The 12,026-nt window shown below is 68.3% G+C and carries 10 protein-coding genes; 2 read left to right on the top strand and 8 right to left on the bottom strand.

Annotated features, from left to right (window positions below):
• Positions 1-13: 13 nt before the first annotated feature.
• Positions 14-322, bottom strand: a complete 309-nt coding sequence (locus tag WMF14_RS04595; RefSeq protein ID WP_437798981.1) for a hypothetical protein — start codon at positions 320-322, stop codon at positions 14-16.
• Between the two features lie 39 nt (positions 323-361).
• Here WMF14_RS04595 and WMF14_RS04590 point away from each other — a divergent pair, with 39 nt between their 5' ends.
• Entirely contained in the window at positions 362-1,126 is a 765-nt protein-coding gene (locus tag WMF14_RS04590; RefSeq protein ID WP_437798979.1) for a GxxExxY protein, read from the top strand.
• 228 nt (positions 1,127-1,354) lie between these two features.
• Here the strand turns inward: WMF14_RS04590 and WMF14_RS04585 are convergent, their stop codons facing one another.
• The 6 genes from WMF14_RS04585 to WMF14_RS04560 all read right to left on the bottom strand — a co-directional run bounded on the left by WMF14_RS04585 (position 1,355) and on the right by WMF14_RS04560 (position 7,896).
• Positions 1,355-1,666 carry a hypothetical protein gene (locus WMF14_RS04585; RefSeq protein ID WP_437798978.1) on the bottom strand — a complete coding sequence of 104 codons (312 nt, stop codon included), beginning with the start codon at positions 1,664-1,666 and terminating at the stop codon, positions 1,355-1,357.
• 65 nt (positions 1,667-1,731) lie between these two features.
• Positions 1,732-2,691, bottom strand: coding sequence for a protein phosphatase 2C domain-containing protein (locus tag WMF14_RS04580; RefSeq protein WP_437798976.1), 960 nt, complete (start codon positions 2,689-2,691; stop codon positions 1,732-1,734).
• 261 nt (positions 2,692-2,952) lie between these two features.
• Positions 2,953-3,330 carry a response regulator gene (locus tag WMF14_RS04575; protein ID WP_437549671.1) on the bottom strand — a complete coding sequence of 126 codons (378 nt, stop codon included), beginning with the start codon at positions 3,328-3,330 and terminating at the stop codon, positions 2,953-2,955.
• Between the two features lie 36 nt (positions 3,331-3,366).
• Positions 3,367-3,903, bottom strand: a complete 537-nt coding sequence (locus tag WMF14_RS04570; RefSeq protein ID WP_437798975.1) for a chemotaxis protein CheX — start codon at positions 3,901-3,903, stop codon at positions 3,367-3,369.
• 48 nt (positions 3,904-3,951) lie between these two features.
• Positions 3,952-6,741 (bottom strand): nitrate- and nitrite sensing domain-containing protein, encoded by a 2,790-nt coding sequence (locus tag WMF14_RS04565; protein ID WP_437798974.1) that lies wholly within the window; start codon positions 6,739-6,741, stop codon positions 3,952-3,954.
• Between the two features lie 645 nt (positions 6,742-7,386).
• Positions 7,387-7,896 (bottom strand): chemotaxis protein CheX, encoded by a 510-nt coding sequence (locus WMF14_RS04560; protein ID WP_272097904.1) that lies wholly within the window; start codon positions 7,894-7,896, stop codon positions 7,387-7,389.
• Positions 7,897-8,370: 474 nt separating this feature from the next.
• Between WMF14_RS04560 and WMF14_RS04555 the strand changes: the two genes are divergently transcribed.
• Complete coding sequence (locus tag WMF14_RS04555) at positions 8,371-10,542, top strand: alkaline phosphatase D family protein (RefSeq protein ID WP_437798973.1); 2,172 nt, start codon at positions 8,371-8,373, stop codon at positions 10,540-10,542.
• Between the two features lie 36 nt (positions 10,543-10,578).
• On the opposite strand, the gene WMF14_RS04550 is transcribed toward WMF14_RS04555, so the two are convergent.
• Positions 10,579-12,003 carry a multicopper oxidase family protein gene (locus WMF14_RS04550; RefSeq protein WP_437798971.1) on the bottom strand — a complete coding sequence of 475 codons (1,425 nt, stop codon included), beginning with the start codon at positions 12,001-12,003 and terminating at the stop codon, positions 10,579-10,581.
• Between the last annotated feature and the right edge of the window lie 23 nt (positions 12,004-12,026).

Raw genomic sequence — 12,026 nt, 5'->3', positions numbered from 1 at the left:
GCTCCCGTTCGGCTTATTCGGCATCGTCCTCGTCCACTGTTTTAAAGAAAGCGTGCCCCGTGTTCTTGAACCGCAGAAATCTCCACCAACTTAAGGCGTTGACGCTCTCCACCTTCAGCACCGGTGCCCCACCCTGATTCAAGAGTGCATACTCCCCAGTGGTCCAGTCCGCGAGGACCATCGCCTTGGCGATTTCCTCTGCTTGCTTCACTGAGCGGGCTCGAACCGCGCGCGTCGCGAAGAAGCCAATGATCGGTGGTTCCCCGTCTGCCCCCTGGACCTTTATACCCTTCCCTTCGAGAATCACGCTGTAGTAAGGCATCGACCCATTCCTGCTCGAGAGGCCGAACGTCTTGCCGGTATGCCGCCGCGCGAAGCGCGGTCGGCACCAGCGGCTTGTTGGGCGGGAGACAGCGGAAGAGAGAGAGAGAGAGAGAGAGAGAGAGAGAGACCAACGTGGAGAGGCAAGAGGTGGGGAACATCCTTCGAGCCTGCTCGCTTGGGGTCGACTGCTTTCAGGTCGGCCGTTCGCAGGGCGGTTCCCGGCGATGTCAATCTCGCGCAACCAGAGCTGGCCTCGCGTCGACATATAGACATGAGCATGGACTTGGTACAGGGAGACAGGGAAACGAGGAGATTGTGGGATCTGTCCGAGCGAGTCATTGGAGCGTGCATCGAGGTGCACCGTCACCTCGGTCCCGGGCTCCTGGAGTCTGCCTACGAACAATGCTTGTGTCATGAGCTGCCGCTCATGGGTTTGAGCTTCGCCAGGCAAAGGCAAATTCCAGTAACCTACAAGGGAGCCACGCTCGACTGTGGCTATCGACTCGACGTTGTCGTCGAGGGAAAGCTCATACTGGAGCTCAAGGCTGTCGATCACCTGCTGCCAGTCCATGAAGCTCAGGTGCTCACATACCTGAAGCTGATGGACCTGGACGTCGGGTTGCTCGTCAACTTCAACACGCCGGTGCTCCGCCGTGGGATCCGACGACTGGTACGCCGCGATGCGGAGGCTGTCCGGTTCTCCCGATGTCGAACTGAAGACGACCACCCCGGCACCACCAGCCGCCCCGCATCGATGCCGCCCGAAGCAGTCGCCGCCAAGCCTGATGGTTCGAACGACTGATCCCCATCTCTCGCCTCCCCGCCTCCCCGCCTCCCTGTGAATCTTTCCTTCTTCCTCTCCGCTCAACACCGGCGCTAACTGCACCGAGGTCCAACGATACCGCAAGCTCACCGCGAAGGATAGACTCTGGCAGACTGATGTACCAAAGGCACGTCAGTCGAAACAACCTCGACCCGGCCCCGGTGTCAGGTTCAGCGGCTCGTTAGGGGGCGTCCACACGTCGACCAGTCACCTGTGTTGCTGACGACGTTCGAGCTCCGCGGTCGCACGCGCGGCCTCGTCACGCAGGCCAAGAACCTCGACGGCATCTCGCCACAGCTCAAGGGACGACATGTGTTCGGACCGGAGCTCGTCGGGTCGGCTGCCGGCAAGTGCAACTACGGTCTTCGCGATGGCGGCCGCCTTGAGATGCTGGCCTTCGGCGAAAAACTGGCGAGCGACCTCGAGGTATGCGGCAGCAGCGCCACGAAACTCGTTTCTTTTCGCGAGTTCGTCGGCCCGGCGCAGCGCATCCCAATGGTTCGTTCCGTCCGTTGCCACTCCAGGTCCCCCCTAACGAGTTGCCGCTCTGCCGCGCCGCGAAGCGGCGTCGGCAGAGCGGCAGGTTAGCCGACGCGCTCGCCGAGCACCACCGCGACGTCGTCGGGCCGGTTGCCCGATGGAAGAGTCACCGCCTGGATCAGTGCCTCGACCGCCGTCTGCACATCGCCTGTGCGGGCGAGAGCGCCGAGGGTCGCCCACGACGCGTACTTCAGGAGGCCGTCGGTTGCGACCAGGAGGCGCCCCGTGAGCGGCCGGCGGGGGATGCCGACGGGGCTGCACGCACCGCTGCCGACCAGCGGCTTCCGAATCTGCCCTGAAGTCAGGTCGACCAGCCCGCCCGGCTCGACGACGAGCGCACCCGAGTCCCCCACGCTGGCCCCCCAGAGTTCGCCTTGGCTCACCTGGACGACGACGAGGGTCGTCTCGCCGCACCTCGGCTCCGCTTCCAGCTCACCGTCGAGTCGGCGGATGCTCTCGCACCAGAAGTCCGGATCGAGCTCCCTCTCCGCGCCGAGCGCTACCATCGCGCCCGCCGCCGTGCTCGCCGCGGCCGCACCGCCCGCGAGCCCGCCGGCGCCGTCAGCGACTGCCACGGTCCATCGATCGCCGCGGCAGCTCAGCTCGAGGCGATCCTCGTTCCTGCTGCCTGCCACGCGGCGTGACCAGAAGCGCATCCATCCAGACGGGCGCTCGAGCTGCGCGCACTCGTCGCCTCCCACCAAGGACCTGATCTCCACGCTGGAAACGACATTGTTCTCGAAGCGGAGAACGGCGCCCTCTCCCTGGCCGCACCTCGAACAACCGATCTCGACGAGCCCGGAGACGGCGACGAGTCCGCCGACATTTTCGCCGTCGTCTTCGAGCGGCGCAGGACGCCCGGGCGGATCGAACCAGCAGAGCGCGTCACCGAGCCTGTACTCGTGCTGCCTGCAACGGCCGAACTTGTACTGGATGCGCCACTCTTGGGAATGCCCGCAACCGGGGCAGTCCGCTCGGGCGATGACCACATCAAACAATCCCATGGAGCTTCGCCCGGCTGACGAGTAGTCGACAGGTCAGCCGAAGCCGGTGGACCAGGTCTGCCCATTCGGGTGCCCTTGGTGACTTTCCGCACGGAGAGTCACACGGATCGGCGCTACGCCGCAAGCACCGAGCGCTGTCCAGCGCCGCAGGGTAGATCCGCCCAACACCGGCGGCAGTCGCCGATTTTCCGTTGTACCGGGGAGCGACGCCCCTCGGTCGGGCCGATGTCGCGGGGATGGCCGCGGCTCGCGCCCCGAGGCTCACGGCTCGCCGGCGAGCTTCTTCACCGCGGCGAGCAACAGATCCGGCTTGAACGGCTTGATGATCCACCCCTTCGCCCCGGCCTTCCGGGCCTTCTCGATGAGCTCCGGCTGCCCCTCGGTGGTGAGCATCAGGATCGGAACGCCCGACGCGAGCCCCTTGTCCCGCAGGCTCTGGATCATCTCGATGCCGTTCATCACCGGCATGTTCACGTCCGCGATGATCATGGCCAGGTCATCCTTGTGGGCGGCGACCGTGGCGACCGCATCTCGGCCGTTGTCCGCTTCCAGCGTGCCATAGCCCGCCCCCGACAGGAGAATGCCGACCTGCTGGCGGACCGTACTCGAATCCTCGACGAGAAGAATCTTCTTGGCCATGTGACGTGTCTCCTCTTGTGTGTACGGCCATCCGGCTCAGAACAGCAGCACTTCGCCCTCGGGCTGCGGATCGGGCATGTTCACTTCCTCAAGCTCCAGCGCGGTGTCGGGGGCGAGCGCGTCGAAGAGCACGGCGAGCCGGTCGGGCCCCGCGGCGAACAGGAGCCGCCGGAAGCCCTCGCTCTGCTCCTCCCTGGCGCGCAGGTGCTCGCCGATCGCGGCGCTCGGCGTCGAGAGCACGATGACCAGCCCGAGGTGGCGCAGGCGGTTCTTCACCCGCCCGAGGAGCTGGTTCGAGAGCTCGCTCGCCCAGTCGCACACCATGTCTTCGTCGATCTCGCGCTGCTCTCGCAGCGGGTGGCTGCGCATGATGAGCGCCACGGGCGCGACGAGCGTCAGGCTCCCGCGAAGGTGGTCGCCCGTGAAGCCGATGAAGGAGACCACCGCGTTGCCCGGCGTCGCCTCCGACGCCGCGTCGTCCAGCCGCAGGAGCGCGACGCCGTTGTCGCGAAATAGGTGCACGCACGACGAAGCGAGCTCCTCATGGATGCGGTCCCAGCTCTCCGAGTTCATTCCCCTCTCCTCGATCTCTCGCTCTGCATTGTCGATGTGCTCACCGTGTCACGCGCTCCCCGACGCCATGCCCGGGCTCGATCCGCCCCGCGAAGGGGGAGGTACCAGCGAGCCCCGCCCGCTCGGAGGCGGCAGCGAGGCCGTCGTGAGCGACACCCCCACGGCGTCGCTCGGATCCCGGGGGAACCGGAAGCGGAAGGTCGTCCCCTGGCCACGCTCGGTGTCGAGCTCTACCCGGCCCGCGAGCCGCCGGCACTCGTGGAGCGCGACGCCGAGACCGACGCCGCGGCCGGAGACGTCCGTGACCTGCTCGGCCGTGCTGAAGCCCGGCGAGAACAGCGCGGCCTCGAGATCGCGCCGCGTCGCGCCCGGCAACCCGACGGCCACGGCCTTCTCGCGCACGCGCTCCCAGTCGATGCCCGCGCCGTCGTCGCCGATCTCGATGACGATCTCGTCCGTCGTCATCCGCGAGCTGAGCGTGAGCTTGCCCCTCGACGGCTTGCCCGCCGCCTCGCGCGCCTCCGGCCGCTCGATCCCGTGGTCCATCACGTTGCGCACGACGTGGCCCAGCGCCTGCCACATCCCGGCGAACCGCGACGCGGGCAGCCGGACGCCCCCGGCGTCGATGCGCACGTCGGGCTTCGGCTTGCCGAGCTTCCGGGCCAGCGTCTCGGCCTGGTCCTTCATCCGGCTGAACCGCACCTCGGTCCGCTCGTCGCGGAAAGCCGCGATGGCCCGCTCGATCTCGGTCGGATCACGGCGCTGGCGCACCATGGCGAGCAGGGCATCGACCTCTTCATGGCCGACGTCGGCGCGCGAGGACTGCGCCGTCGACGCGAGCAGGACGCTCACGCGCCCCACGAACGCGAGCCACACGTCCCTCAGCGCGTCGATCTGCTCGTCGGACGGCAGCGCGCGCTCCTCGACGACGAAGCTCTCGATCTCGTGCGCCACCCTCGCCACGCTCGTCACGTCCCAGAGCCCGGCGTTCCCCTTGATCGTGTGCACGAGGCGCATCACCTCGTCCACCTCGCCGCTCGACCGCGCGCTCACGGCGTCGACGAGCTTGGTCGTGTCGTTGACGAAGCCGACGAGGCCGAGCCGGTCCTTCACGGCCCGCTCGAACACCTGGATATACTCGTGCTGCTGCTCGGCCTCGCGCACGGAGGCGATCGTGGACGTGACGTCCGTGATCACCATCAGCGCCCCGCTGAACTGGCCCTCTCCCGACAGGATCGGCTTGAAGCCGAGCGCGAGGTAGCGCCCCTCGCGGTGCAGGGTCTTCGGGAGCTGGTCGAGGACGACCTCGAGCGGGAGGAAGTCGTCGCAGGCGGCCTCCCACCCCATCCTGAGGAACGCGCGGGCCCGCGGATCGTGGCCGGCGATGCGCTCGGCGAAGTGCTCATCGCGCGCCGGTACGCCGAAGAGGCGCTCGAAGGCGGCGGAGTGCACGGGCTCCATCGTGCCGTCCCTGTGGATGGTCACGAGGGCCTGATCGACGTTGTCGAGGACGAGGCGCATCTCCCGGTTGCGCTTCTCGAGCTCCGAGGTCCGCTCCGCGACAGTGGCCTCGAGGTTCTGCCGGTGGCCCTCGAGGACCTCGTCGCGCGCCTGGATGCCCGCCAGCATCTCGTTGAAGGCGTCCGTGAGCGCCCCGAACTCGTCGTCGGCGGTCTTGCGGGCGCGCGTCGTGTAGTCGCGCGTCCGCCGGACGTGGGCCGCGGCCTCGCCGAGGACCTCGAGCGATCGGGAGATCCCCCGCACGAGCACCAGCGCCAGCGCGACCGACACGAGGAGCACGAACGCCGAGACCGCGATGCCGTCACGCACCGTCCGCCGCGTGTCCGCGACCCTGGCCGCCGCCGCGCGCCTCATCCCGGAGATCGCCTCCTCCTCGATCGCGGCGAGCCCGTCGACGCGCCCCTGCTGCGCCTCGAACCACGCGTCGTGATCGATCGCCAGCGCATCGTCCGTCGACGTGATCGCGGCGGCGCGCAGCTCGTCGGCGCGCCGCACGCGCGGGTCGGAGCGGGCGGCGTCGTAGAGCGCCCGCGCCGCCTCCGACGCGTTGGCGATGAACTCCTCGTGATAGAGCTGCTCCTCCGTCATCAGCGTCACGAGCGTCTTGAAGGCGCCCGGCTCGAACTGCGTGGACGCGAAGGCGTGCGCGAGCAGCGCGTGCTGGCGGCTGGCGCGCTCGGCGAACTCGTGGACAGCGACGATCGACTGGATCCTGCGCAGGAGCTCGCCTTCGTCGCTCAGCTCGGAGAGGCCGGCGTTGGCCCGGATGAGGCTCACGTTGATGCCGCCGAAGACCCTCAGCACGCCGTCGAGCGACACCGTCTGCGCGTCCGCCTGGCTCCGGAACGCGCCGAGCTCGCCGACCTTGGCGCGCGCCTCCGCGAGATCGCGGGCGAGCCGGCGCGGCAGCCCGGAGAGGTCGCGCGCGGCCAGGAACGCGTCGAGTTCGGCGAGGCTCTCGTCGGTCGCCGCCCGCGCGTCCCGGAGGTGGCCGCCGGCGCGCAGGAGCTCCGCCGCGCGATTGAGCGGCGGCGCGGCGCGCCGCTCGACCTCGACGTCGATCGTCTCCGGAGGCCGGGCCTCCAGCCCCTCGACCAGCGCGGTCCACGCCCGCTCCTTCTGGAGAGCGTGCAGCGGCTTCGCCATGATCGAGGAGAGCTGCGCGAGGTCCTCGATGGAGCCTATCCCCGCCGCCCTCGCCGCCTGCTGCCGCGCGTCGCCGACGATCATCGCCGCCAGCAGCAGGGCCCCCGCGACGGGGACGCCGGCGAGCGACCACAGCTTCAGTCGAATCGAAGCGCTACGCAATGTCGGCATGCCCCCGTCCCTCCGGCGTGGCCCGCGCGGCGCGGCGCCCGCACGCATCTCGTGTGCTTCGTGACGAGGGATCTCGCGCGAACGCCTGTCCCCGCGCGCGGCGCGCTCAGCACGAGCACCGGGCGAGCTGAGCCCCGCGCGCGGCGCTGATGATGCTGATGATGCTGATGATGCAAACGACAATCGACGCGTGCACACGTGGAGTCATCATCGACGTTCGTCCGCACACCATGTGTGCTCTCCTGATTCACGTTCTTTCCTGTTGTGATCTCTCACCCAACTGTGGTGCGAGCGTGATGGAGCGCGTCGAGTTCCCCGCCCGTTCTCGTCGCTGTGTATGCTACGCGTGAAGTTCGCTAGTCCGCAAGAGCGCGTGCGACGTCGGCTGGAGCCGCAACGAAGGCTCTGCGAACGGGGAGAAATCAATGATGATGGGTCGGAGTTCACTGCGGCGAGCACCGGCACGGCGCCTCGCGCGCGCTTCGAGCGCAGCCATCGGAGCCGTGCTCGCCACGGCATCTCTCGCGCATGCGCAGAGCCCTGGCGCCGGCGTCGCCCCGGCGCCCGCCGCGACCGGAGCGCCTGCCGCCGCCCCTGCCGCCACCGGCAGCGGCGCCGCGGCAGCGCTGTGCCGCGCAAGAGGGCTCAGAACAGGATCACCTTGCCATCGAGCGGAAGCGGGGACGAGTTCGAGAACACCAGCGAGCTCTCGTCGAAGTCGCCGCCCAGCGTGACGACCACCTCGCCCTTCAACGTCCGGAAGGCATAGCAGAACTGCTGTTTGCTGCCCCGGTACCGGCGCGCCACGTCGGTCGCGCGGCGCAGCTGCGGCAGCTCTGCGTGAAGCGCTATCTGGAACCGCGCGAGGCGGCTCTTCACCTTTCCCATGAGCTGATTGACGACCTCGCGCATCCAGTCGTCGACGCTATCGAGCGTGGGCGGCAGCCCCGTCATCGCGCGAAATACGCCAGGGTGCGCCGACAAGGCCAGCAGGCCGGAGAAGCCGGGCGCAGAGAACTCGACCGTGCTCGCAGGATCGCTGTGGACGAGCGCCTCGTCGCGGCGCTCCCCGAGGTCCGCAGGCGCTATGGCGACGCCGTAAAAGTGGAAGAGCTCAACGGTCGCGCCCTGAACGAGGACGTCGATGGTCCGCACCTTGCGCGAGGAAGCAGACCTCGAAGCAGGCGACCGCTCGCTGGACGGGCCGGAACGCCCGGGCCCGGAAGGCTGCCCGAATGGAGGCGGGGGGATCGAGTCGCGGCGGTCGGCGCCAGGACGGTCAGGGACGCTGTGCCCCGACCTCATGTCGGACTCGCCCTCCGGTGTCCTGCCCCGCTGCCGCATGATAAACGCTCAACTTAGCTCATCTATCCCTTGAAGACCAATGCGGTCCTAGGACAGGACTCACGAGCACCCGAAAGCTTATCTACCATGTTTGGTCACGTTTGACCACGCCCGTCAACGCTCGGCCGTGCTCGGCCATGCTCGTCAACGCGTAAGCACGCCCACTTACCTCACCCACCGGGCGCCGCGCTTTGCGCTTTACAGGCGTGGCCGCCAGCGCGCGAAGCGGCTGGGTCCACGAGGAGATTGACATCGGCGAAAGTTCCAGGATTCCCTGGTCGCCCGATGCTGAAGCGCAGAGATTTCCTCCGAGCCACGCTCGTCACCGCCGGCGCGCTGGTCGTCCCGGCTTGCGGCGGCGACCCCGAGACGATCAACCCGGTCGATAACGAGCGCGAGCTCGCAGACGGCTCCGGGTTCTTCCCCCAGTCGGTCGCCTCCGGCGATCCGCGCCCCGGCAGCGTCGTCCTCTGGACCCGCGTGCAGGACGGCGCAGAGGATCTCGATCTCGAGGTCGAGGTCGCCACCGACGCCGGGTTCGCGCAGCGGGTGGCGCTCGACGCCGGACAGGCGAAGGTGAAGGCGCTCGCGAGGCACGATCACTGCGTGAAGGTGAAGGTCCGCGGCCTCGCGGCGGGCACGGTCTACTACTACCGATTCATCTACGTGAAGGGCGAGACCAGCTATGCATCTCGCGTGGGGCGCACCAAGACCGCCCCGGCCGAGGGGGCCGACGTCAAGGTCCGCTTCGCCTACGTGTCTTGCCAGGATTACGTGGGGCGGTACTACAACCCCTACCTGGCGCTCGCCCAGGAGGAGCTCGATTTCTTCGTCCACCTCGGCGATTACATCTACGAGACGGACGGCGATCCCAGCTTCCAGAGCACGAGCGGGCGCCGCGTCGTCTTCACCGACGTGGCCGGCAGCATCTCCCTCGGTGACGGCGACGGCGCCTACCACGCGGCGAGATCGCTCGATAACTACCGCGAGCTCTACAGGACGTACCGCTCCGACGCGAACCTCCAGAAGGTCCACGAGAGCTTCCCCATGATCGCCACGTGGGACGATCACGAGTTCTCGGACGACTGCTTCGGCGCCACGGCCACGTATTTCGACGGCCGGCAGGACGAGACCGACGCGGACCGCCGCAAGGCCGCGAACCAGGCCTGGTTCGAGTACCAGCCCGTCGATTACGGCGACGACGTCGAGCTCGACCCGGGCGCCTCGCTCCCGGACGAATTCCACATCTACCGCGACTTCGTGTTCGGCCGGCACGTCCACCTGGTGATGACCGATCTGCGCAGCTACCGTCCGGATCACCTCATCCCCGAGGACGCTTTCCCCGGCAGGGTCGCGCTCGATCAGCCGAAGCTCGTGGCCGAGCTCGGGGAGGTGCCCGCGGCCGCCCTGCCCTACGTGGACGTGGAGACCTACGGCGATGGCATCTATGCGCCGGTCCTCATCGGGGCCGCGGAGGCCGTGGGCTACGATCCCGCCGAGGTGACGGGGAAGATCAGCGTCGCCTTCATCAACGAGATCGTCGCCGCCGCCAACGAGGGCCTGCCGGCGGACATGCAGATCCCGCTCATCGACCCCGCGGAAGCGGGCCTGGAGCGGGGCATCGCCTACGTGGATTTCGGGAAGATCAACGCGTACGGCATGATCGGTACGCGCTACTTCACGGCCAAGGACACCTTCGATATCTACGCTGCCATCCGCTACAAGGAGACGCAGGGCGCGAGCGAGGACATGATGGGCGCCGAGCAGGAGGCCTGGTTCCTCGACACCATGGAAGGCTCGAAGGCGACCTGGAAGGTCTGGGGCAACGAGTTCTGCCTCGTCCAGCTCGCCGTCGATCTCAGCCCCTATTCCCTCCCCGCCCAGTTCAAGCGCAGCTTCTATCTGACCACCGACGCCTGGGACGGCTTCCGCAACAAGCGGGACGAGCTGCTCGAGAGGCTCGTCGGGCTGGGGGGCGTCGTGGCGATCACCGGCGACGTCCACGCCTTCTACGCTGGGACGCCCGGCCCGAGCGGCGATCCCACGAAGAAGATCGTCGAGCTCGTGGGCGGTTCCGTCTCCTCGGCGTCCTTCCGCGAGATCCTGACGAGCCAGGTCGCGAGCGATCCGACGCTGCGCGGGCTCCCGGGCGCCGCGGCGCTCGCCCTCAGCATCGACTCGCTGCTCACGTCGGCCGAGACGAAGATCAACCCGCACCTCGCCCACGCCAACAGCAACGCCCACGGCTATGTGGTGGTCGAGGCCAGCGGGCAAGAGCTCGTCGCCGACATGCGGAGCATCAAGGGCGCCGAAGCGCAGACCGACTACTCGGGGAGGATCGGCGATCTGAAGATCAGCAGCACGCGCTTCCGCGCCCTCCCCGGGGAGAGCGAGCTCTACATGGACGACAAAGGCACCTGGAAGCGCTGGGATCCCTCGACGCAGGCATGGGTCTGACGCCCTGCAGCCCTCGCACCTCATCGGAGGGACGGTTCACGGCATCAGGTGGAGCATCGCCATCATCCCCAGATCCGCGTGGTCGAGGATGTGACAGTGGAACATCCACATGCCGGCGCGGTCGTCGAACGGAATCGCGATCCGCACGGTCTCTCCAGGCACGAGGCTGACGGTATCGCGCCATGCGCGCACGGGCGGCCCGGCGCCGTCGATGTCGAGCACCTGAAAGAAGAACCCGTGCAGGTGGAACGGGTGATCGTAGTTGGTGGTGTTCGTCAGCGTCCAGATCTCGACCGTGTTCGTCTTCGCAGAGAACATGAGAGAGCCGCCTGTCTGGCCGTTGATCCCGAGCACCGCTCCGTCGGCGTCGCCCTGCTCCATGAACTCCACCGCCTGCCGCTGCGCGCCCGTGGTGTCGATCGAGGCGATCTCTGCCAGTCGCTCGGGAAGCGCCGGCGCGCCGCGCCCCGGAGGCTCGTCGGCCAGCTCGAGGCGCATGAGGTCCTTGGGATCGTTCTCGCTCGGCAGGTGGAATCGATTCGCGTCCAGGAGCGGGATCACCACCGACTGGCCCTCGACGGGCAGCAGGTAGAGCTCAGCGCGCTCCCCCGGGGCGAGCGTCACCTCGTCCACCGGTAGCGGGCTCTCCGAGAGGCCCCCATCTCCACCGATGCTCACGAGCGGCTGGCCCGGCACGGCGAAGCGGAAGTACCGGCTGCGCGCGGCGTTGACCACCCGCCAGCGCTGCGGAACGCCCTCCCGCGCCGCGACCGTCGGCACGATCTTGCCGTTGACCAGGACCCTCGATCCCTCGCGCCCGAAGTAATCGCCGAACCATCCGCTCTCGTCGGCGGCGGTGAGCGAGCCGTCTTCCTCGATGCCGATGTCGCTCATCACGAGCAGCAGCTCGTCGCCGAGCGGCGCCTCCTCCGCGGCCTCCTCGACCACGAACGCGCCGTAGAGGCCCGCGCCGACCTGGGCGCTCGAGCGAAGGTGCGGGTGGTACCAGAAGGTGCCCGCGTCCGGCACGGTGAAGGAGTACTCGAAGCCCTCGCCCGGCTCGATAGGTTTCTGCACGTGCTGCGTCCCATCCATGGCCGCCGGCACGCGCAGACCATGCCAGTGGACCGTCGTCGCCTCGGGCAGGTGGTTCTCGAACTTCACCACCACGCGATCGCCCTTCTTCGCGCGGATCGTCGGACCGGGGAGCATCCCGTTGTAGGTCCAGACCTCGGTCATGAGCCCTGGGACCACCTCGATCTCGGCCACCTTGGCCTCGAGATGCACCTCGACGACGTCGGGCGCGGGGTCGTGATCCTCGGCATCCGCCAGCCGCAGCGCGTCGTCCCAGCCCGCCGGCTGCCGGAGGTCCGGCGGCGGCTCTTCCGCGCCGCACCCCGCGAGCAGGCCCACGAGCGACAGGGTGACCGCAATCTCTCCGGCAAAGCGTGCCGAGGACACGCATCCTTTGCGCCTCGCGCGGG

The sequence above is a fragment of the Sorangium sp. So ce693 genome (assembly GCF_051521375.1).
GTDB lineage: Bacteria > Myxococcota_A > Polyangia > Polyangiales > Polyangiaceae > Sorangium > Sorangium atrum.
This window is presented reverse-complemented; position numbering and strand designations above follow the sequence as displayed.